The 25,590-nt window shown below is 33.3% G+C and carries 23 protein-coding genes; 9 read left to right on the top strand and 14 right to left on the bottom strand.

Annotated features, from left to right (window positions below):
* Window positions 1–5: 5 nt before the first annotated feature.
* The 6 genes from IE051_RS04480 to IE051_RS04455 form a co-directional block, all read right to left on the bottom strand.
* On the bottom strand, window positions 6–1,013 hold the full coding sequence (locus IE051_RS04480; protein WP_189359581.1) for an OmpH/Skp family outer membrane protein: 1,008 nt from the start codon (window positions 1,011–1,013) through the stop codon (window positions 6–8).
* Window positions 1,014–1,188: 175 nt separating this feature from the next.
* Window positions 1,189–3,828: an outer membrane protein assembly factor BamA gene (gene bamA / locus IE051_RS04475; RefSeq protein WP_189359580.1), complete on the bottom strand. Its 2,640-nt coding sequence runs from the start codon at window positions 3,826–3,828 to the stop codon at window positions 1,189–1,191.
* Window positions 3,761–4,501: an undecaprenyl pyrophosphate synthase gene (gene uppS, locus IE051_RS04470; RefSeq protein WP_189359579.1), complete on the bottom strand. Its 741-nt coding sequence runs from the start codon at window positions 4,499–4,501 to the stop codon at window positions 3,761–3,763. Before uppS ends, bamA begins: the two co-directional genes overlap by 68 nt.
* Window position 4,502: 1 nt before the next feature.
* Complete coding sequence (gene porG / locus IE051_RS04465; RefSeq protein WP_189359578.1) at window positions 4,503–5,189, bottom strand: type IX secretion system protein PorG; 687 nt, start codon at window positions 5,187–5,189, stop codon at window positions 4,503–4,505.
* A gap of 111 nt (window positions 5,190–5,300) precedes the next feature.
* Window positions 5,301–6,197: an NAD kinase gene (locus tag IE051_RS04460; protein ID WP_189359577.1), complete on the bottom strand. Its 897-nt coding sequence runs from the start codon at window positions 6,195–6,197 to the stop codon at window positions 5,301–5,303.
* 3 nt (window positions 6,198–6,200) lie between these two features.
* Complete coding sequence (locus IE051_RS04455) at window positions 6,201–6,860, bottom strand: CBS domain-containing protein (RefSeq protein ID WP_189359576.1); 660 nt, start codon at window positions 6,858–6,860, stop codon at window positions 6,201–6,203.
* Window positions 6,861–7,009: 149 nt separating this feature from the next.
* Between IE051_RS04455 and IE051_RS04450 the strand changes: the two genes are divergently transcribed.
* The 6 genes from IE051_RS04450 (at window position 7,010) to clpX (ending at window position 12,459) form a co-directional block, all read left to right on the top strand.
* Window positions 7,010–7,723 (top strand): pyridoxine 5'-phosphate synthase, encoded by a 714-nt coding sequence (locus IE051_RS04450; protein ID WP_189359575.1) that lies wholly within the window; start codon window positions 7,010–7,012, stop codon window positions 7,721–7,723.
* On the top strand, window positions 7,723–8,487 hold the full coding sequence (locus IE051_RS04445) for an alpha/beta fold hydrolase (protein ID WP_189359574.1): 765 nt from the start codon (window positions 7,723–7,725) through the stop codon (window positions 8,485–8,487). The genes IE051_RS04450 and IE051_RS04445 overlap by 1 nt, the downstream gene beginning before the upstream one ends.
* A gap of 31 nt (window positions 8,488–8,518) precedes the next feature.
* Window positions 8,519–8,866 (top strand): phage holin family protein, encoded by a 348-nt coding sequence (locus IE051_RS04440; protein WP_189359573.1) that lies wholly within the window; start codon window positions 8,519–8,521, stop codon window positions 8,864–8,866.
* Between the two features lie 143 nt (window positions 8,867–9,009).
* Window positions 9,010–10,338 carry a trigger factor gene (tig, locus tag IE051_RS04435; protein ID WP_189359572.1) on the top strand — a complete coding sequence of 443 codons (1,329 nt, stop codon included), beginning with the start codon at window positions 9,010–9,012 and terminating at the stop codon, window positions 10,336–10,338.
* Between the two features lie 141 nt (window positions 10,339–10,479).
* Window positions 10,480–11,154, top strand: a complete 675-nt coding sequence (clpP, locus tag IE051_RS04430; RefSeq protein WP_189359571.1) for an ATP-dependent Clp endopeptidase proteolytic subunit ClpP — start codon at window positions 10,480–10,482, stop codon at window positions 11,152–11,154.
* Window positions 11,155–11,226: 72 nt separating this feature from the next.
* Window positions 11,227–12,459, top strand: a complete 1,233-nt coding sequence (clpX, locus tag IE051_RS04425) for an ATP-dependent Clp protease ATP-binding subunit ClpX (RefSeq protein ID WP_189359570.1) — start codon at window positions 11,227–11,229, stop codon at window positions 12,457–12,459.
* A 434-nt stretch (window positions 12,460–12,893) separates the two neighbouring features.
* On the opposite strand, the gene IE051_RS04420 is transcribed toward clpX, so the two are convergent.
* Together IE051_RS04420 and IE051_RS04415 are read right to left on the bottom strand one after the other, a co-directional pair.
* Window positions 12,894–13,922, bottom strand: a complete 1,029-nt coding sequence (locus IE051_RS04420; RefSeq protein ID WP_189359569.1) for a TolB family protein — start codon at window positions 13,920–13,922, stop codon at window positions 12,894–12,896.
* 125 nt (window positions 13,923–14,047) lie between these two features.
* Window positions 14,048–15,562 carry a GH3 auxin-responsive promoter family protein gene (locus IE051_RS04415; RefSeq protein ID WP_189359568.1) on the bottom strand — a complete coding sequence of 505 codons (1,515 nt, stop codon included), beginning with the start codon at window positions 15,560–15,562 and terminating at the stop codon, window positions 14,048–14,050.
* A gap of 42 nt (window positions 15,563–15,604) precedes the next feature.
* Between IE051_RS04415 and IE051_RS04410 the strand changes: the two genes are divergently transcribed.
* Window positions 15,605–16,399: a DUF2797 domain-containing protein gene (locus IE051_RS04410; RefSeq protein WP_189359567.1), complete on the top strand. Its 795-nt coding sequence runs from the start codon at window positions 15,605–15,607 to the stop codon at window positions 16,397–16,399.
* On the opposite strand, the gene IE051_RS04405 is transcribed toward IE051_RS04410, so the two are convergent.
* The 4 genes from IE051_RS04405 to IE051_RS04390 form a co-directional block, all read right to left on the bottom strand.
* Window positions 16,396–17,034, bottom strand: a complete 639-nt coding sequence (locus IE051_RS04405; RefSeq protein ID WP_189359566.1) for a LysE family transporter — start codon at window positions 17,032–17,034, stop codon at window positions 16,396–16,398. The two genes, IE051_RS04410 and IE051_RS04405, sit on opposite strands and share 4 nt — an antisense overlap.
* A 121-nt stretch (window positions 17,035–17,155) precedes the next feature.
* On the bottom strand, window positions 17,156–17,350 hold the full coding sequence (gene rpsU, locus IE051_RS04400; protein ID WP_189359565.1) for a 30S ribosomal protein S21: 195 nt from the start codon (window positions 17,348–17,350) through the stop codon (window positions 17,156–17,158).
* Window positions 17,351–17,472: 122 nt separating this feature from the next.
* Entirely contained in the window at window positions 17,473–20,142 is a 2,670-nt protein-coding gene (locus IE051_RS04395; RefSeq protein WP_189359564.1) for an AsmA family protein, read from the bottom strand.
* Between the two features lie 128 nt (window positions 20,143–20,270).
* Window positions 20,271–20,996: a queuosine precursor transporter gene (locus tag IE051_RS04390; RefSeq protein WP_189359563.1), complete on the bottom strand. Its 726-nt coding sequence runs from the start codon at window positions 20,994–20,996 to the stop codon at window positions 20,271–20,273.
* A 70-nt stretch (window positions 20,997–21,066) separates the two neighbouring features.
* On the opposite strand from IE051_RS04390, the gene folK reads away from it, so the two are divergent.
* Together folK and IE051_RS04380 are read left to right on the top strand one after the other, a co-directional pair.
* Window positions 21,067–22,197, top strand: coding sequence for a 2-amino-4-hydroxy-6-hydroxymethyldihydropteridine diphosphokinase (folK, locus tag IE051_RS04385; protein WP_189359562.1), 1,131 nt, complete (start codon window positions 21,067–21,069; stop codon window positions 22,195–22,197).
* Between the two features lie 274 nt (window positions 22,198–22,471).
* The gene (locus IE051_RS04380) at window positions 22,472–23,386 is read left to right on the top strand and encodes a hypothetical protein (protein WP_189359561.1); all 915 of its coding nucleotides are present in this window, start codon (window positions 22,472–22,474) and stop codon (window positions 23,384–23,386) included.
* Between the two features lie 147 nt (window positions 23,387–23,533).
* Here IE051_RS04380 and IE051_RS04375 read toward each other — a convergent pair whose 3' ends face one another.
* A complete protein-coding gene (locus tag IE051_RS04375) occupies window positions 23,534–24,472 on the bottom strand; it encodes an NAD-dependent epimerase/dehydratase family protein (protein WP_189359560.1) in 939 nt (312 codons plus the stop codon).
* A gap of 272 nt (window positions 24,473–24,744) precedes the next feature.
* On the bottom strand, window positions 24,745–25,572 hold the full coding sequence (locus tag IE051_RS04370; RefSeq protein WP_189359559.1) for a cupin domain-containing protein: 828 nt from the start codon (window positions 25,570–25,572) through the stop codon (window positions 24,745–24,747).
* Window positions 25,573–25,590: the final 18 nt, after the last annotated feature.

Here is a 25,590-nt window from a genome sequence, read left to right as displayed (position 1 = left end):
TAAATTTATTTTCTACTTGCGTTTATACTGTCTTTAGCCTTTTGGCGATCTTCTAGTATTTTTCTTTTTCTTTCTTCCAGTGCTTTTTTTCTTTCTTCGCGTTCTTTTAATTTTCGTTGTCTATTTTCTTCAATAAGCTGTTCTCTTGTTTTAGGTTCAGCGACTTTCTCATCAGCAGTAGCTTTTTGAAGATCACCTGCGCCTTCAGTGACTATGGCTTCTGTCGTTGCACTTCTGGACTCTAGTTTCGATTGTTTTGCTTTTTCTCGATCTTCTAATATTTTTCTTCGTCTTTCTTCTGAGGCTTTAACTTTGGCCTCACGTGCCGCTAATTTTTCTTGCCTAGCTTTTTCAATAGCACTTTCGCGAGCTACTTTCTTTTCCTCTAGCGCCTTTTCTCTAGCCTCTTTTTCTTCATTAATTTCAGGAATTAACTCCTCATTCTCGGCTTCTTTTCGTGCTGCTTTTGATTGTGCTTGCGTTCTTTTTGATGTTCTTTTTATGCTTCTTAAAATTTGTTCGCTTAAATCATACTGTTTTGCTGAAAATAACATGACAGCATCCGATGATTTATCAAAAATGAAATCATATTTTTTACCACTTGCAATATCTTGAACGGCAGAAAAAATTTGATCTTGAATAGGTTGCATTAATGACCTTTTTTGAATAAATAAGTCGCCATTAGGCCCAAACCGTTTCTGTTGATAATCTAATATTTCGTTTTCTTCAAAATCAATATCCTCTTGACGTTCATCAATTAATTCTTGGGTTAACAAAGCTTTTTCGTTGCTCAGATCTTTTCTTTTTTGTGCAACAGTTGAAAGTTTACCTTGAATCTCATTCTTCCATTTTTGTGCTCTAGCGTCAAGCTGTGCTGATGCTTCTTGATATTCAGGAACGTTTTCTAAGATATATTCAGTATCTATATAGCCAATTCTTACACCGCGCTGCGCATGTAATGACAGAGCAGACATAAAAACTAGTGTCAGTAAAAAAAGAACCTTATTTTTCATCTGTTTTAATGTTTTATAATTGGTGGCTTTATAAATCTCAAAAAAACAGGGCGTCTCTTTCTGTCTTTTTAGACTTATTCTTCAAAACTAACGAAATATATTATTAAAAATTTTAATTCCCATGCAAATCATTAAAGTGTTAAAAGAAAATATCGTGCCAAATTAATTTTTATGTTTAAAACTGTTGTCCAATGATAAAGTGCGTTTCCCATCCGTTAGGCGTTACTAAACCAGGTAGAGGGTCAAACCCATAACCGAAATCTATCCCCAATAATCCAAAAGCAGGCATAAATATACGAAGACCAACACCCGCTGAACGATTTAAATCAAAAGGGTTGTAATCTTTAAATTCACCAAATGATGAACCCGCTTCTAAAAAGCCAAGACCATAAATTTTGGCTGATGATTTCAAGGTTATTGGATAACGTAACTCTAAAGAAAATTTATTATAAATAGTACCTCCATCTACACTCGATAATGATTGGTTAGGGTAACCACGTAATTGAATAGCCTCTCTTCCATCAAGACTATAGTTACCAAGACCATCACCACCAACAAAGAAGCGTTCAAAAGGAATTACACCTCTATCATTATTATAAGCTCCTAAAAAGCCAAATTCTACAAGCGGTCTAAGGACTAAATTTTTAGTTATTTGTGTATACCATTCTCCTTTGAACTTAATTTTATAAAATTCTAGCCATCTATAACGTTCTTGGTCAATTTCGGAGATTCTGGTAGTAGCCTCTGCAACTTCTTTGGGCGTACTATTAACATCACGTTGAATGGCTTGATTCTCTTCACGCTCATTTTTTAAGGCGGTGTAATCTACACCATCAAGTAATGACCAAGGCGGAGAAAATTTAAGGCTAGCAGAAAAGCTAGAGCCCGCTACTGGGTATATAGGGTCGACACTCGTATTATTTCTGCTTATACCAATAGTATATGAAAGGTTGTTTGAATATCCATCTCCAAAGGTAAATAATCCGGTGTTATAGTTGTTCAAGTCATAGCGCTGGTAGCTAATAGCCTGTGATAAGGTAAAGAAATCATCTGGTACCGTAAGGCGCTTTGCTAATCCAAACGTTATACCAGTAATGTTAAAACTTCTACTTTTATCAGCATCTCTGGTAACGGGATTGTATAAAAATTGTCTTGTATGTGATAATGAAGAAGAAAATTGAACTGGACGTTTTCCTCCTAGCCAAGGTTCGGAAAATGAAAAACTATAGGTTTGATAAAATCTACTAGCCTGTAAACGTAAAGCTAATTTTTGACCGTCACCCATAGGTATTGGCTTATAGGCGTCTTTTTTAAAGATATCTTTAATAGAAAAGTTATTAAAAGAAAGTCCTAAAGTACCAATAAAACCACCGCCACCATAACCACCTTGTAGTTCAATTTGACTGGATCCAGTTTCCTTTACCGAATATTCCATGTCAATGGTTCCCTCATTAGGATTGGGGTTTATAAAGTTAGGTGTGATTTCTTGTGCCTCAAAAAAGCCTAGTTGCCCAAGTTCTCGAACCGTACGAACAACATTGGCCTTACTATAGAGCTGGCCAGGACGCGTTCTTAATTCTCTATATATTACGTGGTCATTGGTCTTTTCATTACCAATAACACTAACGTTATTAAAATAGGCCGGTTTACCTTCTGATATTCTAATTTCAATATCAATGATATTGTTATCTGCATTAACTTCAACAGAGTTTACACTTGAAAACAAATACCCGTTGTTTTGATACTGATTTGTAATATCAAAGGCATCTGGTTTCGAGGCGTCTGCAATTCGCTTTTGTAAAAGAATACCGTTGTATGTGTCCCCTTTGTTAATACGTAAAATTCTACTTAAATACTCATTAGAATAAACGGTATTACCAATAAAGTTGATATTACCAAATTTATACAGCTCCCCTTCATTTACATTAATTTGAAGAGAGATTGTTTTATCATTATTTCTAATGATGCTATCTGATATGATTCTGGCATCTCTATATCCATTTTCTTTATAAGTATCAATAACATGACCCAAGTCCGCTTGATAGGCAGAATCAATAAATTTAGAACGTTTCCAAACTCTAAGACGCATAATTTTCTTAGTGCTTTTCATACTTTTTCTAAGCTTATCATCGCTTAAAACGTCATTACCGTTAAATGTAATGTCTTTAATTTTTACTTTTTTACCTTGGTCAATATTAACCAATAAATTAACTCTAGCTGTTTCTAATGAGTCTTGAACGTCTATGGCATTGATATAAACTTTGGTATTAACAAACCCCTTTTTTTTGTATTTCTTCTCTATAAAATTTTTGGTATTTGTTAGCAGGTTTTCAGTAACCTTAACCCCTCTTGTAAGTGTATTTTCTTTTATGACTTTTTCTTGTTCACTTTTCTTTACACCATTGACTTTAACTTCATTGATTTGAGGTAAGTCTGATAGCCTTATTTCTAAAAAGGCAACTTTATCTTCAACTTTAGTAACGTAAACTTCAATATCATTGAATAATTTTGAATTCCAAAGCTTTTTAATAGCCGTGCTTATTTCTTCTCCAGGAATGGATACTTCTTTCCCTTTGCTTAAGCCAGAGTAGGTTATAATGGTTTGTTCGCTAAAAGAGGTGTTACCAGCAACCGATATACCCCCAATAGTATATTTTCCTTTGAGTTCTTGGGCTTCAATATGATAGCAGCTAATAAAAAGAATTATAGCTAGGCAATACTTTAAATATGTGGTAATAGGTAAAATATTAACTAAGTTGTTCACTCGTTTTCCCAAATCGTCGTTCTCTTTTTTGATATTCAATAATTGCTTCATACAAATGCTGTTTTGTGAAATCTGGCCACAAAACATTTGTAAAAAATAATTCAGCATAAGCAATTTGCCATAATAAAAAGTTGCTAATACGCTGCTCCCCACTAGTTCTAATAAGCAAATCTACGTCTGGTAAATTTCGCGTGTAAAGATGCTCATTTATAATTGATTCATCAATTATTTCCGGCGAAATTATATTATTTTTAACTTTATTACTAATTTCCTTGATAGTGTTTACTATTTCTTCTCTAGAACCATAGCTTAATGCCAATGTTAATGTCATTCTTGTATTGTTCTTGGTGCTTTCTATAACTTCAAGAAGTTCTTTATGAACTTTCTGTGGCAAGGTGTTTAAAGACCCTATTGCCGATAGTTTAATATCATTATCTTGAAGTGTTTTAATTTCTTTTTTTAGAGAAGAGACTAAAAGCTTCATGAGGGTCTTGACCTCAAGCTTTGGCCTATTCCAATTTTCGGTTGAAAAGGCATACAAGGTTAGATTTTTAACACCTAATTCAGCACAACCTTCAACTGTTTGTCTTACAGATTTAGTGCCGTTTTCATGGCCAATAGCGCGTATTAGTCCTTTTTGTTTCGCCCAACGGCCATTACCATCCATTATGATAGCAATGTGCTGTGGTAGTTTCTTTGTTAGTATACGTTCTTTTAAATCCATTTTAATCTACGCAATAGCAAGGGTTTTGTCCAAATGTATAGGTTAAAGTAAAACCTGAAAACACATACCAGTCATTGTTGTTAATATTTCCAAACTTGTATTGTTGGTATTCTGGGTTTTTTGGATTGTTTCCATCAATATTATCAGAGAACGTATAACGTGCTCCAATTTCTATACCTAATACAATATGGTCTATAAAACTGGCCTTAAAACCTATAGCCCCTGGGATACCAAAAGCCCAGCTTTTGGTGTTTTCGGGTCTTTGAGCACCATTTAAAAAATAGTAGTTATTGTGTCTTGCAGTGCTAAGGCCGCCATAGAGATAAGGTGTGTAAACCTTGTCTCCCGAATGTAAATCAAAGTCAATAAAAGTAAATTCCATACCGGCAGAAAACTCTAACATATTAGAATCAAACGAATAGTCTCTTTGTTGACGTCTTGGGTCATCTGATTTTGAGTCATATGCTTTTAAGTCTGAATAGATAATAGAAGCTCGCCAAGAATGTCTTACACTTCTATTCCATTTGTACAATAGCCCAAGAGATGGAGCGTTGGGCGCAATATAATTAGTGGCACCTACGTCACCAATTAAATTGCTTCCACCGGCAAAACCGCCAATTTCATGAATTTGAGAATAACTAAAGTTAATAGTTAAAATGCTTAAAATCAATATGGTTAAATGTCTCATAAGTATTCAAAAGTTTGCAAATATAATAAATAAGATGAGCCCATGATAATTTGAGCTAAATACTCTTGGTGTAAAACAAGAAAATTGCAGAAATATTGTTTTTTTAGAGACTTAGTTTCTCTTATCTTCTCCCCAGAGTAACTTTTTTCTAAGGGTGATTAGGAAGCTTTCATTTAGGAGGTCTATCATTTTAATTTTAAAATCGGCTTTCTTGATTTTAATGAGTGTTTCATTTTCTAGGGTCGCAATTCTGGAGTCTAACGATACTAAATGGCTTTCCTCTCTTCCGCTAACTCTAAGGTGTATTTCTGTAGAATCTGGTATGATTAAAGGCCGTGCACTTAAGTTATGCGGCGCAATAGGGGTTAGTGCAAAACTATTGGTTCCAGGTGTAATGACCGGGCCTCCACAACTCAGAGAGTATCCTGTTGACCCTGTTGGGGTAGACACAATTAAGCCATCACTCCAATATGAGGTCAAATACTCCCCATCAAGATGTGTTTCAACGGTAATCATGGAGGTGGTGTTTTTTCTACTTACAGCAACTTCATTAAGTGCAAAACTTAAATCGGTGATGTCTTTGTTCTCGGGAGAAGTTTCTACTGCTAAAAGACTTCTTTCTGAAATTTTGTATTTACCATCTATTATGTTTTGTAATGCGTTTTCAATGGCATCAACCTGTATGGTTGCTAAAAAGCCCAGACGTCCTGTATTAATTCCAATAATTGGAATATCTATATCTTTTACAAATGTGATGGCTCTTAAAATAGTGCCATCTCCTCCAATGCTTACTAGAAAGTCAAATGAAGTGTCTAAAGCTTTAAAAGTTTTAAAGTCGGCAAAAAAAACGTTATTTCCAGCCTCTTTAGAGTGCTCAGTAGTTAATAGATCAAAGAAATCTTGTTCTATACAAACCTCTATCTTTTTGTTAAGTAGAAACTTAGAAAGTCTTTCAACGGAATTTGTTGTGCGCTCGTTATAGAATCGGCCAAAAACTGCAACTTTCATAGGTTAAATGTTTAAGTATTTATTCAAATAATCAGAACGCTCTTTAAGGGTTTCTAGGTAACCATCCTCTTCATGTCCAGAAAGAATGTTGTAACTATATCTTCTAAATGTTTGAATAATATCATTAAGACCAGCTCCGCCAATTTTAATAGTGATCTGAACTAAATCAGTGTTCATTTTTGAAATAAAGGCCCCTAAAAGTTTTCCATCGTTAGATTCAACAATCTGACTTAACTCGCTAAAGGAGTAGTCATTAATACCTTTCTCAACAACAAGTACGCCTCCTACTTCGCTAAAAAAAGGGGATTCTCCAAGAAGGTTTATCATGTCATTCAATTCATAATAACCTAGATACTCATTTCGAGCATTTAAGACCGGCATAATGTTGGTGGAGTTTATGGCGAAAGCTTCAATAATATCAAGTAAAATTGTTGTGTCTCTAACAAAAAAGTCTTCAAAAGAATACCTGTAATCCAGCAGTTGTTTGTCGCTTTCACAGCAATGCGCATCTGTTTCTGAGAAACTGCCCAAATATGTTTTATTGTCATCTTCAACAGGAACATGAGAAAATGTCAATTGATTAAATAGCATTTGTAAATCCTTGATTTTACTCATGCTATTTACAGGTTTTATATCGTTAATAATAAATTCTGAAAGTTTCATTTGTTTTGCTTTTCAATAAATAAAGGCGAAATTCTTGTAAAAATCGTTTCGATCAAAATTAAAGCCTTGCTCTATATGGTTGCAAATTAATCAAAAAAAAAGGATGTATGCTCGTTGTACTTTGTATTTTTGCCTATTAAATTATATTTATGACAAAGCTAAGTGTGAACATTAACAAGATAGCTACCCTGCGAAACTCAAGAGGTGGTGATGTGCCTAACGTGGTTCAGTTTGCAAAAGATGTACAGCGTTTTGGAGCTGAAGGGGTAACAATTCACCCTAGGCCTGATGAGAGACATATTAGATATCAGGATGCACGAGATTTGAAATCAGAGGTTTATACGGAGTACAATATTGAAGGTAATCCTGTTGAATCTTTCGTAAATTTAGTTTTGGAAGTGAAGCCAACTCAAGTTACTTTGGTGCCTGATGCTGTTGACGCGATAACCAGTAATGCCGGTTGGGATACCATTAAGCATAAGGATTTTTTGTCTGTTGTTATTAAGGAATTTCAGGCCAATGGTATAAGAACATCAGTATTTGTAGATCCGGTTTTAAAGCAAATTGAAGGCGCTAAAGCCGTAGGAGCAGATAGAATAGAATTGTACACAGAGTCTTATGCTCATCAATATGGTTTGGGTAATATGGATGCTATAAAGCCCTTTAATGAAAGTGCTAAGTTAGCCGCTAATTTAGGTCTTGGAATTAATGCAGGGCATGATTTGTCTTTAGATAACATCAAGTTTTTTAAGGATAATATCCCAAATCTTCTCGAAGTTTCTATAGGTCATGCTTTAATTGCAGAAAGCTTATACTTGGGTATTGAAAATGTAATTCAAATGTATTTACATAAACTGAAATAATGTTACTACATTCAAATATAATAGGAGAAGGAAAACCATTTGTTATTTTGCATGGTTTTTTGGGGATGAGTGATAATTGGAAAACCTTAGGAAGTCAATTCAGTGAAAAAGGATTTCAAGTGCACTTGGTAGATCAGAGAAATCATGGAAGAAGTTTTCATGATGATGCTTTTAATTATGAAGTGCTTGCAGAAGATTTAAAGCATTATTGTGATATACATAAGCTCAAGGATATTGTTTTGTTGGGACATTCTATGGGCGGGAAAACGGCTATGCTATTTGCTGCTGAATATCCAGAACTTGTTTCAAAATTAATAGTGGCTGATATTTCACCTAGATTTTATCCTGTGCATCATGATGCTATCCTAGAGGGTTTAAGTGCTTTAGATTTTTCGGTGATAAAAAGTAGAGGCGAAGCAGATAAAATATTAAGCGCCCATGTTTCTGATTTCGGAACGCGACAATTTTTGCTTAAGAATTTATATTGGGTAGAGAAAGGGCAATTGGGCTTGAGAATTAATTTGCCAATTTTAAAGAATGAAGTAGCCGAAGTTGGAGAGTCATTACCAAGTTATCTTAGATTTGATAAAGGAACAATCTTTTTAAGAGGAGATCGGTCAGAATATATTGGAGTTGGAGATGAAAATATTATAAATAGTCATTTTTCACAAGCTAAAATAGTTACTATTTCAAATGCTGGTCATTGGTTGCATGCCGAAAATCCAAAAGATTTTTTTGAGGCTGTAATTGGTTTTGTTTGTTAAAATATTTTGTACTTTTAAGAAAAATAATAAAATGAAACTCATTCTTAAGGTCTTGTTATCTGCAGTAGCTGTATTTATTTTAGCTCATGTTTTGCCAGGTGTAAATGTTGATGGATATACAACCGCAATTATTGTGTCTATAGTGTTAGCCTTGTTAAATTTATTTGTAAAACCTATTTTGGTCATTTTTACACTGCCAATAACGGTGTTAACTTTGGGTTTGTTTTTACTCATAATTAATGCCTTAATAATAGTATTAGCGGGTAATTTAATCGACGGGTTTACAGTGAGCAGTATATGGACAGCATTACTGTTTAGCATCCTATTGTCTATTCTAGAATCTATACTTTATTCACTTTTAAAGGAGGATAAATACTAGCTAAAAATCAAGTAATTAAAAACTTTGTTGGGATGTAAAAATATATTATTTTTGCATCCCAATTTTGGTTATATGGGTTTTAGGTTTTTTTAATAAAAAGCCTTATTGTTAAATGCCTGATTTAAGGCTTTATATCATTTAAAATGAATATTACAAGAGAAAACGTTGATGCATTAAATGCTGTAGTAAAAGTAGATATCGCTAAAGAGGATTATAGTGATAAAGTTGAGAAGATATTAACAGACTACCGTAAAACAGCAAACATTCCTGGATTTAGAAAAGGACATGTGCCAATGGGCATGGTGAAGAAACAGTATGGAAAAGCTGTTTTAGTTGATGAGGTTAATAAGTTGTTGCAAGATGCGCTTAATAAATATTTGACTGAAGAAAAGCTTGATGTTCTTGGACAGCCATTGCCAAAGCCTCAGGATGATATTAACTGGGATGCGGATGCATTTTCATTTGAATTCGAATTAGGTTTAGCACCTGAATTTGAGGTAGAGCTTAAAAGCAAAAAGGCAATTACAAAGTATGATATCATTGCCGATGATAAAATGATTGACGAGCAAATTGAGCGTATTCAAAAGCAATACGGGAAATTAGTACCGCAAGAGGTAGTTGTTAAGGACAGTGAAATTACTGGAGCTTATACTAACGAAGAAAAAGAAATTGATAATACAGTCACTTTAACTTTAGATAAATTTAAAGGTAAATCTACTGCAAAATTATTTGTTGGCGCTAAAGTAGGTGACGTAGTTACATTGAAAACTAAAGGTCTTTTTGATGATGAGCATGATTTAATGCACGCTTTAAAATTAGATCATGATGCTGTTCATGGACTTGATATTGAAGTGAATTTCACAATAAGTGAAATAAATGAACGTCAGTTAGCAGATTTAGATCAGGAATTGTTTGACAAACTTTTTCCTCAAGAAAAAGTGACTTCTGTAACGGAGCTAAGATCAAAAATAAAAGAAGATGCTGAAAAGCAGTTTGTACAACAAGCAGATCAAAAGTTTTTAAATGATGTTACTGAATATTTAGTAGAAAACACCAAATTTGATTTACCAGCTGAGTTTTTAAAGAAATGGATGCAAACTTCTGGTGAAAAAGAAATGAATATTGATGAGGCTACGGAGGAGTATGAAAAGTCTGAAAAAAGCCTTCGTTATCAATTGATAGAAGGAAAGCTAATAGCAGATAATAATGTCCAAGTAACCATGGACGATATTAAGAATCACGCTAAAGAAATGATTAAAGGGCAGATGGCTCAATTTGGTCAAATGAATCCTTCAGATAAAGAATTAGAGGATATTGCGGCACGTGTATTGTCTAATCAAGATGAGGCACGTAGAATTTCTGAGCAGCTAATTAGCCAAAAACTTTTAGAGGTTTATAAAGAAAAAGCCAATCTTAAGGTTAAAGAATTAAGTTATGAAAACTTTGTTAAAGAAGTTTATGGTGATAAATAGGTAAGGAATAATTGCTTATATTTATGCGCTTAAATCGTTCGGTTTAAGCGCTTTTTTATTATGTATAAATCGTAATTAAATAGGCTGTTAGCGCATCTTGCTGAAAGTCAATATTTTAATCAAAAATAATTTTAAAAAACTATGGATTACGCAAAAGAATTTGAAAAATTCGCCATAAAAGATCAGGGGATTAGTAGTACATATTATAATAAAATAATAAGTAGTATGTATCCAACTAATCTGACTCCAAATATCATTGAGGAACGTCAGATGAATATTGCTGTTTTTGATGTTTTCTCTCGCTTAATGATGGATAGAATCATTTTTTTAGGAACAGGAATCAATGACCAAGTGGCAAATATTGTACAAGCTCAACTATTGTTTTTAGAGAGTACAGATGCAAATAAAGATATTCAAATATATATTAATTCTCCAGGCGGTAGTGTTTATGCTGGATTAGGGATTTATGATACCATGCAGTTTATTAAGCCAGATGTTGCAACTATTTGTACCGGTATGGCGGCCTCTATGGGTGCAGTATTATTATGTGCAGGAGCAAAAGGAAAACGTAGCGGTCTTACACATTCACGCGTCATGATTCATCAGCCATTAGGTGGTGCGCAAGGTCAAGCTAGTGATATTGAAATTACGGCTAGGGAAATATTGATTTTAAAGGAAGAACTATATAAGATTATTAGTAAGCATTCTGGTCAAGATTACGACAAAGTGTATCAAGATAGTGATAGAGACTATTGGATGAAGTCTGATAAGGCGAAAGAATATGGTATGATTGACGAGATATTGACACGAAATTAAATAAAAAGTTGTAATTTTATAAGATTGCTATAGAAGGGTTTAGTATATCATATTTAAAAGAAAGTTAGATTAATGGCAAAAGAAGAGTTAGAATGTTCATTTTGTGGTAGAAAAAAGCCAGAGACGAACCTATTGATAGCAGGTTTAGATGCGCATATTTGTGATAGGTGTATTGAGCAAGCCCATGGGATAGTTTTAGAAGAATCTAAGCAAAATGATAGTAGTGATTTGTCGGCTGAATTAAAGCTACGCAAGCCACAACAAATAAAGAAATTTCTTGATGAATACATAATTGGGCAGACCGTAACAAAAAAGGTGATGTCTGTGGCTGTTTATAATCACTACAAAAGATTATTGCAGGTGCCTACTAAGGATGATATAGAAATTCAAAAGAGTAATATCATCATGGTTGGTCAAACTGGAACGGGTAAAACTTTAATGGCTAAAACTATAGCTAAAATGTTAAACGTACCATTAGCTATTGTTGATGCTACTGTATTGACTGAAGCGGGATATGTAGGAGAGGATGTTGAAAGTATCTTAACTAGGCTCTTACAAGCTGCTGATTATAATTTGGAAAAAGCTGAAAAGGGAATTGTCTTTATTGATGAAATTGATAAAATTGCTCGTAAAAGTGATAACCCATCAATTACCAGAGATGTTTCGGGTGAAGGTGTTCAACAGGCATTGTTAAAACTTTTAGAAGGGACTGTTGTCAACGTGCCGCCAAAAGGAGGTAGGAAGCATCCAGATCAAAAGTTTATTGAGGTTAACACTGAAAACATCTTATTTGTTGCTGGCGGCGCCTTTGATGGTATTGATCGTGTGATTTCTAAGCGCCTTAATATGCAGGCTGTAGGTTACAGTGCCTCAATGTCTGATGATGTTGTAGATCAAGATCACTTATTGCAATATATTATTCCTAGTGATTTAAAAGATTTTGGCTTAATTCCAGAAATTATTGGTCGTTTACCTGTGTTAGCATATATGGATCCTTTAGATGCTGATACCTTAAGAGCCATTTTAACAGAACCTAAAAATGCCATTATCAAGCAATATAAAAAGTTGTTTGAAATGGATAAAATAGATTTTAAAATCACGGATGGTGCTTTAGATTTTATAGTTAATAAAGCTATTGAGTATAAGTTAGGGGCAAGGGGTTTACGTTCTCTTTGTGAAGAGATTTTAACAGACGCTATGTTTGAATTACCCAGTACTGAGGATAAGGTGTTGAATGTTACAAAAGCATATGCTGAGAATAAATTATCCAAATCGACAATTAAGAAGCTAAAAGCGGTTTCTTAAACGTTTTATAGGATTTATAAAATAGATTATTTAAAAAAGCCACACATTTGTGTGGCTTTTTCATGGATACTAATTAATAATGGATATGCATTTACTTTTGAAAATCTCAAGAGGGAATTAGAAATTTTTAAAGGTTTTTTACTATTTATCTATCAAAACTATTTAAAGGTATACTTATTAATTTATAGTGCAAAAGGTTTTAATTGTCTTTTAGATTATAAGATGAAATACTCGTCAAAAGGCCTTATTGCTGTGTGTTTAAACGGTTCCAATAAAACAGTCCTTAAACTATATTTATTTTTCTGTAATAGACCGTCTCAAAATCTATAATGTTATTATCCGGAAGACCTATGAAAGGCTTTTATATTGTGTATTCTAATCTTTATGCTATAATTATTACTTAAGACTTTTATTGGAAACTCTAAGTTGCTAGCTTACTGAATTGTTATAGTAGTATTTTTCTGTTTGTTTTTCACTTCTAGCATATTATCTGATAACGTTTGCGTAGCGTCTATATTGGTAACCGTAAAAATATCATAACCACCATTTCCTCCACTACGATTAGAACTAACATAGCCTATATTATTCGCAATTAAGAAATAGGCTATTTCATCAAATGGCGTATTTAAGGTAGTTCCTAAGTTTGTTGGGGAGCCATATTCATTATCAGAAATGGTACTTTTAAATACATCATAACCGCCCATGTTTTCATGGCCTTTAGACGAGAAAAACAGGTGTTTGTTATCTAAAGAAAGGGCTGGGTATTTTTCATCTTTATCAGTATTTATAGCGCTTCCTAAATTAACAGGTGTTTCTAATGTACCGTCTATGTTAATTTCAGAAACATATAAATCAAAACCGCCGTGGCCTCCGGGCATATTGGAAGAAAAATAGAGTCTGTTGCCAGTTTTGTTAATAAATGGGGTTTCAATAGAAATATTTGGTTTATTCAGGCTTACAAGGATGTGATTAATCCATATACCACTTGTACCCTCTTGCAGATTGGCTTTGTAAAGTTTGAATTCTAGAGAGTTCTTTTTATCACTTCTTGTATAGTAAACTGTCTGTTGATCTTGTGAAAACGCTAAATGATCTTCACTGTCTTTGGTGTTTAATATTCTGGAAAACAAAAGGGATCTTGATAATGAGCCATTTTCTGAGATGTCAGAGCAGAATAACTCTGTATAAGCTTCATTGGTATTGGGGTCAATTTTGGCAGCACCTCCTATTTTTTTTGAAGAAACTAAAACAAGCCTATCTCGGTAAACGTCTGTTCCAATTTCAGAATATTTTGTGTTAATACCCGCATTTATTACCTTAAAATTAAACCCATTTGTTCCAATGTTTGAACTTACTTCTAATGAGGGTGTCGATTCTTCATTAATAGGAATAGGATCTAAAGAGGCTTGACTAAAACTTATGCTAAAAGCTAGTCCTAAAAAACATGCAATGATTGCTTTCATTTATCTTGGGAGATTTGGGTGAAACTATAGGATAAATATATAGCAGATGAGAGATGATTACATATTTTTTGGATTAATAGCAGTTTAATTCGGTAAGTTAAAATTTTTGTATTTAGGTGGTAAACTTATCTGTTCAGTTTTAAAAGTTCATCCATATATTCTCGTGTATTGGATAATCTTGGTATTTTGTGTTGCCCGCCTAATTTATTGTTCTGTTTTAGCCAATCATAAAATAAATGATGTCGCGCAATATTGATTTTTGGCTTATTTAGTGTAATGCTATTATAGCGTTTGGCTTCATAATCTGAATTTATTGATTTTAAGGTGTTATCAAATAGCTCATTGAAGTCATTAATGTCTTTGGGCGGCGTTTTAAATTCAATCAACCATTCATGGGCACCTTTCTCTTTGCCTTCCATGAAAATGGGGGCAGCAGTGAAATCAACAATTTCAGCATTGGTATGTCTACATACTTTTTTTAGAGCATCTTCTGCGTTTTCAATGATTAGTTCTTCCCCAAAAACATTGATGTGGTGCTTTGTTCTACCAGATACTTTAATTTTGTAAGGATTTAAAGAGGTGAATCTTACCGTATCCCCAATTTTATAGCGCCAAAGTCCGGCATTTGTTGTAATGATGACCGCATAGTTTTCATTTAATTGAACTTCACTTAAGGGGATTGCCTTTTCATTTGAGGTCGCATAAATACTCATTGGAATAAACTCATAAAATATACCGTAATCAAGCATTAATAATAGTTCATTTGAATCATTACGATCTTGAATAGCGAAAAATCCTTCCGAAGCATTATAAATTTCATAATACTTAAAATCTTTATTTGGTAGAATATTTTTGTATTGATCTTTGTACGGTGTGAAACTCACGCCACCATGAAAATAAACTTCAAGATTCGGCCAAACTTCGTGTAAACTGCTCTTATTTGTGGATTCTAGAACATTGTTAAGTAGGACTAACATCCAAGACGGTACCCCAGCAAGGCTGGTTACGTTTTCTTGAATGGTTTCATTAACTATAGCTTGCATTTTATGTTCCCAGTCACTCATTAAGGAAACTTTATTTCCAGGGGTACTGCTAAATTCTGCCCAAAAAGGCATATTATCAATGAGTATGGCTGATAAATCCCCAAAAACAGTACCGTTTTCTTTGTATAATTCTTTGCTTCCTCCTAAGCGTAAACTTTTCCCTGTAAACAATTGCGAATCTTCATTGTTGTTTAGATACATACAGAGTAAGTCTTTACTAGCTGCGTAGTGGCAATTTTCAAGAGATTCTAAACTCACAGGTATGAATTTACTTTTAGCTCGCGTTGTGCCACTAGATTTGGCAAACCACTTTATGGGGCTGGGCCAAAAGATATTGCTCTGGCCTTGTCTAGAACGTTCTATGAGATCTTGCCAGCCTTCATAATTTTTAATGGGGACACGTTCAGCAAAAGTTTTATAGTTTTTAATGGTGGCAAAATCATATTGTTTGCCAATTTCTGTATTTTGTGCAAAGTCAATTAAACTTAATAGCAATTCATTTTGGACTTCATTTGGGTATTTTATAAACAATTCTATTTGATGAAATCGCTTTTTTAAAAACCAAGAAGCAATTGAATTTACTATAGGTATTGGCATATTTATTATATCTTTAAGAATTTAAAAATAATACTTTTTTTTATGACCTACCAAGGTGTTTTAACAAAAATGACAACAGAATTGGCAAGTCCTATTCAGTACTATTTAGTGTTTGAAAATGACTTTCTCAATATGAATCAATTATTGAACAATAACATCACCTTAGAATTTGTTAAATACCAATGCCTTAATTGCGGATTAGATAAGCCTATTTTTAGACAGGGTTTTGATAGGCAATGTTTTTATGATACCGCAAAAGCGGGAGATTGGATTATGAGACCGGAATTAAGTACCGCACATCTAGGAAAAGAAGACCGTGATTTGGAGTATGAAAAAAAGGCGCAATTACAGCCGCATATTGTGTATTTGGCTAATTCTAGTAATGTGAAGGTGGGGGTGACCAGAAAAAGTCAGGTGCCAACCAGGTGGATTGATCAAGGCGCTCATGAGGCTATTGAAATTGTAGAAGTTCCAAACAGATATTTAGCAGGCATTACTGAGGTGGCTTTGAAAGGTCATGTAGCAGATAAAACCAATTGGAGAAAAATGCTTAAAAACGATATTGAAGACGAAAACTTGGCGGAATGGCGCGACCGTTTGTCTCAATATATTCCAAAGGAAGCTGTAGATTATTATATAGGAAACAATAAGGAAACCCACTTAGAATTTCCGGTGAATAAATATCCTGAGAAACCAAAAAGTTTAAATATTATAAAGTCTCAGAGGTATTCCGGGAAATTGGTTGGGATAAAAGGACAATATTTAATTTTTGAAGATCAAACCGTTTTTAATATTAGGGCAAATGAAGGTTTGGTAGTAAATATATCAGTAAATTAAAAGATATATAGCTTTAAAAATTGAATGAAGCTAATGCCTATTAATAGTATACCTGTGACCTTATTTGTGGTGCTATTTCCAGAGCTAATTTTACGTTTTACAATACCACTAATTTTGCTGTAACCATATAAGGTTAAAATTTTTCCTAAATAAACTCCTGAAAAGAATAAAAATAAAATGGAGACGGATGATTTAAGAGATAAGAGTAGGAGGCTGTTATTTATAATTCCAAAGGCAATAACCCAATAAATGAGAACAGGAGGATTTAATACGCCTAGTAAAAAACCGGTAGCATATTTTGATGTTTTGACTTTTTTTTTTTGAGAATAGTTTTTAGATTTTCTTTTGAATAATAATATACTGCCTGCTGCTAGGAGAAGGACGGCAATTAAAATTTGAATCCATTCATTATCATAAAAATAATCCTTAATCGTTTGGTTGTTATAAAGAGCATAGTAGGATAGTATAACTTCAGCAATTCCTGCAGTAATTGCTATTTTAAATGCTTGATTAGCATTTTCCTTTAATGTAGTATTTATTACGGCAATGTTCGACGCTCCCAAAGGCAGGGCACCTAAGGTGGAAGTAAATAGTCCTATAAATAAGTAAACTAAGGTCACGTATCTTTTGTGCAAAGAAATTACGAAAACTTACATAAGGTATTTAAGATTTTAAATTTAATTATCTAGATAGCGGGCAAAAAAAAACCATTTACTTATATCAGTAAATGGTTTTATAATTTTTTATTGAAAAAAATTATATGTCTTCTTGATCTCTTAAGCCTTGAATATAACCTGCTTTTTGGATTTCACGACGTCTTTTAACAGAAGGTTTAGTGAAAAACTGACCATCTCTTAGGTTCTGCATCACTTTAATATTTCTGTGTTTTCTTTTGTAACGCTTTAATGCGCGTTCTATGTTTTCGCCGTCTTTAACAATAATTTTTAACATATATATGGTACTTAATTTTTTATCTTAATGTGTCCTTTCAAAGGGATGGCAAAATTCTGTATTTTTATTTAGAAAACCAAATAAATAATTGTTTTTTTAATTAGTTGATACTGTTTGTATTATTAATTTACCGTATCGGTTTTCTTTTTTTTGAATAAACCCCCTAATACAGTTTTAACAGTCCCTGAAGTTTGGCCTGTTTTTGTTGAGTCTTTTGATGTATTATTTGATTTCATAAAATCATTTAGAACATGTTCAAGAGTATTATTTTGTTCTTTTTTTATGGAATCTGTTTTTGTTTGGTTTCCTCCAATCACACCATGGATTAGGATATTCACTTCATCTTTTCCTTGATTTAATAGTTTTTGTTTCTGAATTTCAATAAGTTGTTCAGATAAAACCGAAACACTATTAGATAAGTCAGATTTTACAGCAGGGTTTGTATAAGTACCTCCAATATTTGCGGTTACCGGAATAGATATTTTATTAATTTCATTATCGTTGATGCTTTTAATTAGTTTATTTATATCTCCACCTAAATATGTAGCGGGCACATGAAACACGGCATTATAGTTTATGGTTTTATCAAAACCGTGAGTTCCGGAAACTTCTATGTCAATATCTTTATATTTAAAATCGAACGGTTTTACGGCTACTTGGCCATCTGCAAATTCTACCTGTACCTTTAGTGCTTTTAAATCGAGTTTACTAAAATCTATAAAGCGCAGTGCATCATCAAGCTTTGTGATTAAATCATCCTGATTTGTGCCTATTTTGTTAGCAAGTAATTCGGTTTTAGCATCACCAGATAGCGTGTTTAGGTCTGGGGAAAAATCTTTGTTTAAATGACCAGATAGGTTTAGGTCTGTGTTTAATTTTCCATCGAGAATCTTGGCAATAGGTGCTAAGTTTTGAAATAATTCTAATGCATTAAAGGATTTAGAGATATCAAAATTTTTGGCCTTAAGGTTTAGGCTGAAACTTGGTGTTTTTTCTTTTGTGGAAACAGCGCCAGATAAGGATAGAGCACCGTCAAATATGCTAGAAGTCATATTTTCTAAAGTTGCTTTTTGATTTTTTATATATAGGTTACCCTGTAGCGATTTTAGGTTTAGATTATCATAAACTACAGTTTCGGCTTTAGCGTTTATGGTGCAATCTAAAAAATCTGGGATTTTAAGAGATTCTGAATCTTCTGTATTTTTATTTGTAGTTGAAGCTTCATCTTCGGACGTAAAATCACTAACCCTAAAGAAATTAGAATTCACTTTGAATTGCCCCTTAAGAGGTCTATAGCTAAATAAAAATCCAAGAAAATTGTTTAAGCTACCTTCAGCATCTATATCGCTTTCACCAGTTGTAGCTTTAAATGAATCTAGGTTTACTGTAGTGGGATTAAATGTTATTTTAGCTTCTGAAATAACCATTGGATTGACCATGTCTTCAGAATAAAAAACGAAATCTGTAATACTTGCCGAACCATCATTTTTTATGCGATCATAAGCATTCGTGTCTAAGGCATTCATGTCGAACCTTGTATTAAGATTGCCCTTTAAAATACCATGCAATTCATGTTCCAACGCAATAGGATATACTTTAGAAACATCACCTAAATTTAAAGTACCATCTATATGTGCATTGACCATCATATTATTTGCGATATTTTTTAATGTTGCCGATGATTTAAATACATTTTTGTCAATTTTAAAATCGAGTGCTTTAATATCAATATATGTGTCGTCAATGCGGCCGGTTGAGTTTTTTATAACCGTATTAATAGTGATATTGCTAACGCGTTTTGGTAATTCGGGATATTTAAAAGACGCATTATTTGAGGTAATACTTATATCAAGGGTTGGAATAGTTTCATCTGAGCTTATACCTTTTATCAAACCCTTAATTTTGAAATCTCCTGTGGTTTCTACAGCTTCGATATTTTTAGAATGTGTTTTGGGGATTATAGCCAAAAAATTTTTAAAATCAGATTCTGGGTTTTCAAAAGAAATATCCATCTCTTGACCGTTATCAAGTTGCTTTATATAACCTTCAAAATGAAGCGGTAAATCATTAATTAAACCTTTGTTGTCTTTAAAGGTGTATTTATTATTTGCTAAATCCAGATTAATTAAGGCATCAAGCTTAATTGGTATATTACTTAAGTATTTGGTACTGTCCATAATGAAACTAACATGGGCATTGCTTGTTGTATTTAGTTCTGAAATTTCAGATGAAAACGTACCATGTCCTTCATGATTTAAATCAGTTATATGAAAAAGCATTTTTGAAATTTCATCAATGTAGGTTAGCGTACTATTATTTATGCTATAGTCTCTAATGCTAAAAACAAAGTTGCTGGTTTCTTCTTCGGTGGTAGCGTCATTAATATTTTCTTTAGTAATGTCGTAATTAGTGTGGCCAAGGGAGTCCGTTTTTAGAGTTAAAAGCACTTCATTAAGATAAATAGAGTTTATAATAATGGGTTCTTCATTTCCGATTTTGAATAATTCTTTAAGGGACATTGTGAAATCGATGTCTTTTACTGCAGCCAAAGTTTCATCTTTAAAGGGGGCGAAATTAGAAATCTCTAAGTCGCTTATACTAACCTGAGCTTGGGGGAAGCTTTTAATAAAACTCAGACTTACATCATCAAATTCTACCTGAGCGTTAAGGTTTTGATTTATAAACTGTTTAATCAGGTCTTGTATTTGGCTTTGAAAGGCAAAGGGAATGCCAATTAAAAGTGTTAGGACGATAAGAACTGTAAGGCTTATAATTTTAAAAGCTTTCTTCATGGGGTGAGTTATAGTTTTTTGCATTTAATAGCATTATTAAATACATGATGCAGTTCAGAAGTATTTACGAACAGAAGCTTGTTTTAGTTGAATGAAATGAAAAGTTTAATAAAACTTTTACCCAAATGTTATTGCTCGATCACATCTGATTCCAGTAAATCAATTTCTTCATTAACCTTTAATTTGAAACGTCTTCTAAATAAATAAACGCCTAAGTATAGAAAAGGTGTGTCTATCACAGCAATTAATACTTTAAAAATAAAGCCACTAATGAGTAATCCTTTAAAGTTGGCCCAGTCAATAATGCCAAAAGAACAAAGTAGAAATACAATAGTGAATGTATCCACAAATTGAGAAAACCAGGTAGAGAAATTATTACGTAGCCATAAATGTTTGCCTTGGGTAAGGCGCTTCCAGAAATGATATATTTGAATGTCAATAAATTGCGCAAATAAATAGGTGAGCATGCTAGCAAAAACAGCAATCATTGAATTTCCAAATACGATTTGAAATGTTTCATTGCTAACATAAGACCAGGGTGTTGCAGGAACTACAGTGCCCATTTTTATAATTAGAAGTGAAAACAACGATGCAAAAATTCCTGTAACAACAACGTCATTAGCACGTTTCTTACCATAAATTTCACTTATTAAATCGGTAATTAAAAAGGTGATAGGGTAGGGTAAAATACCAACAGAGATTTCAAAAAGTTTACTGCCAAATATTTCAAAATCAAAAGGGTACCAATAAAAGAATTTTTGAAAAATGAGGTTCGAAACAACAAGCGAGGTTATAAATAATGAGCCTAGAAGCATGTAAATACGATGGGCGGCAAGTTTGTCTTTTAAAGTCATTTACAATTGTGAATAAATAGGTTCTGTAAATATAATGGATTAATAATTGTTTTAGTTATTTTGCTTTTCCATGAAAAAACCTTCAATATATCATATCGCATTAGGTAGCAATAAAGGAGATAAAGTTAAAAATCTTCAAGCCGCAGTAGATGCTATTCACAAGCAAATAGGGAATATTCAATTAATATCTAAGGTCTATAAGTCGCCAGCATTTGGTTTTGAAAGTGATGATTTTTTTAATTGCTGTTTGGTTTCACAAAGTGATTTAGATCCTCAAAGTGTTTTAGAAACTTTATTGGCCATTGAAACTAATTTGGGGAGAGAACGAAAGGAAGGCGCCGGTTATGAGGCTAGAACAATAGATTTAGATATTATTTTTGCAGGTCAAAATATTATAAAAACAGATTGTCTAAGGGTACCACATCCTGAAATGAGTAAACGTAAGTTTGTTTTATTGCCTCTAAATGATATTGCCTCTAAAGTAGAACACCCTGAATTAAAAAAAACAGTGTCTGTTTTATTAGAAGCATGTCATGATGCGTCGCGTTTAGAACCTATAAAAATATGGTTAAAGAATCCTAGCAAAACCTTTGGTTTGTCAAAGCACAATTATATTGCCATTGAAGGAAATATAGGTGCAGGGAAAACAAGTTTAGCAACTAAAATTTCAAACGATTTTAACGCTAAATTAATTTTAGAGCGTTTTGCTGATAATCCTTTTTTACCAAAGTTTTATGAAGACGCTAATAGGTATGCCTTTACCTTAGAAATGTCTTTTTTAGCAGATCGCTATCAGCAAATTTCTGATGATTTATCGCAACTAGATTTGTTTAAGAATTTTATAGTGAGTGATTATGATGTCTTTAAATCACTCATTTTCTCAAAAATTACTTTACAGGAAGATGAATTTAATTTATATAGAAAATTATTCTATTTGATGTATAAAGATTTACGAAAGCCCGATTTGTATATTTATTTATATCAAAACACGGAGAGTTTACAGAAAAACATAAAAAAACGAGGACGTGATTATGAGCAAAATATTGCCGATGATTATTTAGAGAAAATCAATTCGGGCTATTTGGACTTCTTAAAAACGCAAAAAGATTTTAATGTAAAAATTATCGACATTTCTGATAGAGATTTTGTAGAAAATAGAGCAGATTATCTGTGGGTATTAGATGAGATAAGCCGCATTTAATATTTAATGCCATTTGGATTTGTTCAATCAGGTTCTTTAATGATTCATAGATGGTAAGGGTGTGAATAGACTGTTTACAGGCTAAAATCAATTTAGGTCTAGGCTCTGTTTTATTCTTAAAATCGATGAACGGTTAAACATTGTTAATTTCGTAAGTATTGTATTTCATTTTAAGTTAAATACTCTTAAATACCGCATAGTGCAGGATAGCTCGACTTCTGTAAAAAACTATTTTTATCAAAATTATTGATTTATTATGGTAAAAATAAATGTTATGAAACGGATGACTGTAGGAGTCATGTTTTTGTTTTCAATTATTGTATTGTCTTGTTCAACCGATGACAAACCTACTTTGTCAGATGATGAATTTGAACTAGTGGACCCAAATCCAAATCCAGAACCAGAACCAGAGCCTGAAGATATACCAGACGAAGATACGGGTACATACACAACGTGTAACTCAGAAGGGGAAAATGCTACGAGAACATCAAACGATTTACCTGACGCAGTTAATGTAGGTACTATTGATGATCGTACTTGTTATGCAAATTATAAAGAGAGCACTATTGATGGTACTACTTGGGGCATATATAATATTACGGACGGTTCAAATAAGTTTGAGACTACCTTACAACCCAGAATGGAGCGCTCGTTACCTATAGCTAACTCTAATGTAGGATCATTTGTAAAATTTACAGGAGACTTTAGAATTCTTGAAGCAGGTTATACTGGTACTTCAAGTCAAGATGGTAGCTATATTGCTCAAGCTAAAGGAAAGCATACTGGAGGTGGAGGTTCTGCAGATCCCGCAATTTGTTTGTATTTGGCCAAGCCTGTTTTTGGAGAGGGAGCAGATGCTGAAAAACAAGTGGCTTTCGATATTTATGCAGAGCGTATATTAGAACGTGGGGGGTCAGGAAGCGGTAGAGAGGTAGTTTTGCTTAAAAGAGTTAATAAAAATGAAATAACTTCTTTTGTGTTAGAGGTAGGTTTTAAAGAAGATCCAAGCGATTCCTCTAAAAAAATACACTATTGTAATGCGATAATTGGTGGTGAAGCCTTTAATTGGAATATTCCTGATCCTGACAGAGGAACACAATCAAAAATTAGATATGGCGCGTATCGTGTGAAAGGTGGCAGAGCTCAAATTAGATGGGCAAACACCACTCATGAAAAAGTTGAGATATAATCTCGTATATAATAAAAAACTAAGGCTGTCTGAAGGGACAGCCTTTTTTGTTTGTATTTGATATTTGATTGTGCCTATTTAAGAACCTGTAACAACGGTTTTTTAAGCCTGCATTATAAGTTTAAACGGTGCCATACATAAAGTAATTTATTCTGAAAATTGATTTAATGGTATACGGGCGGAATTGAAATCAATACCTAATTCTTTTTTTGCTAAATCATTTTTATAAATAATACTAGGTTGCCCTTCTGGGGCTTTATGATTTAGCATTAATGTGATATCAGACATTTTATAGCTTTCACTAGATAATAAATAGTTTTTCCCATGAATTCCTGTGGAGGTAGCTGCTTTGAAAATACCATTAGCAACATCTGCGACATCTACCATGGCAAAATCAATATTGTTGTCATAAAACATTTGAACAAATGGGTTTGGCGCAATTTCGTTTTTAAATAAGTACTGTAAACCCATAGATGTAGAATCTTTTCTAGCGGATAACGCTTTACCCATAACACCCGTTGGGGATACTGTTGTTATTTCAAAGGTTAAGTTAGGGTGCTCTTTAATGAATTTTTCAACCGTTTGATTGGCTATAAATTTTGCCTGAGCATAGGGGTGATCTTCTTCATTCATATAAGGCGGGTCGTTTTCGTCAACTTGGTCACCCTCTTTTTTGGTCCCAGGAAGTAGAGGGAAATGCGTGTTAAATCCAGCTACCGAGGCAACAAAGACTACCTTCTCAACTTTGGGAACATTTTGAATGGCTGCAAGAAAATTTTCTGTACCTATAATGGTGGGGTCAAACAATTCTGCTTTTGGGTCGGTAAAATCCAGTTGAAACGGCGTTCCGCCATGCACAATAATAGCACAACCCTCTAAGAAATCCTTAAGTTCATCTTTGTTTTCAAGTTTGAGTTGTACAATTTCCAAATTTTCAGAATTTGGTAAGGCCTTCAAATGCTCATATTTTTCCTTTTTAGAGAGGTCCGTAGTCGATACTTTTACGTAATAACCTTCCAATAAAAATTTCTTTGTGTTGTAGCTTCCGATGAAACCAGAGCCTCCAATGATGCCTATTTTTTTCATGATATATTATTTTGATGGTTGTAAAAACCATTTAAAAGCTAGGAAATATTCATGAGTGGAAAAAGGGCGTATGCCTAAATTACAAGATTAATGCTGAAAAAAATATTTATTTGAGTTTTATTTTATGACATATCTTATGGACTCCAAAGTTTAGGTCTTTTGAATTACAGTAGTTTTAGCAAGGTGGACAAACATAAAGGGCTTTGATTTTTACGCAGATCAGGAAGACGGTTCTAATCATAATACCTGTGTTGTCAAAACGTAAGTCCGTATTATTCCTCTTTAGTATTGTGTGTTTTTAGCCATGCTTCACCATCTTTGTCTACAAAGAAATCCATCCAAACATAATACATTTCATTGTTGGCCTTAACACTCACCGAATGGCTGGAACCGCGCGGAATGTGCAGTAATGAGTACTCAGGGAAATCAACCGTGGCATCATCGGCATATACAATGGTTTGGTTGTCTTTAAGTCCTAAAAACAATTGTTCTAACATAGCGTGCTCATGTGCCCCTACTTGGTCTGGACCTATAGTTTTAACAGTTCCCATGGCAACTCTCGGGATATATTTATTTGGTAATATGGTTCTGCTAGTTGTTTGCGGACTTTTAATAGGTTCAGTGTATGATTTGCAATCCGTAAACTTTTTGAAATAGATGGTATTAATATTTTCAGAGGGAAATGTTTTTATATCTTCTTTATCTAGCTGGGTTTGTAAAACAGTAATTTTAATGTAATCAAGGGTGTCATTATTAAGAGGCTTAAACGAAATGTTCTTAACATTATTCGGGAGCATAATGGTCTCTGGTACGATATCATAAGTTTTATCACCAGAGGTTAATTTACCATAACCCTTAATAAATAAATATATGGTTTTGTGTGATTTGCTGATTTTTACTTTTTTGGTAACGGAGCTTGATATGGTTATATGTTCAGATTTTACACCGTCAATCTCATTAATTAAGATTTCTTTGTTTTGTTCTTTTTGATTAGATTTCAAATCCATTGAAAGAAATTCTATTGGAATTTCTTGAGAAAAAACAAATGAAAAGGAAAATAAAAGAGCTACTAAAAATGTGGAAATATACTTGGTTCTCATAACATGAATAATTGGTTA

Origin of the sequence: Algibacter mikhailovii (assembly GCF_014651495.1) — a bacterium.
Classification (GTDB): Bacteria; Bacteroidota; Bacteroidia; order Flavobacteriales; family Flavobacteriaceae; genus Algibacter_E; species Algibacter_E mikhailovii.
The sequence above is the reverse complement of the archived record's forward strand: the minus strand, read 5'-3'. Positions and strand labels throughout refer to the sequence as shown.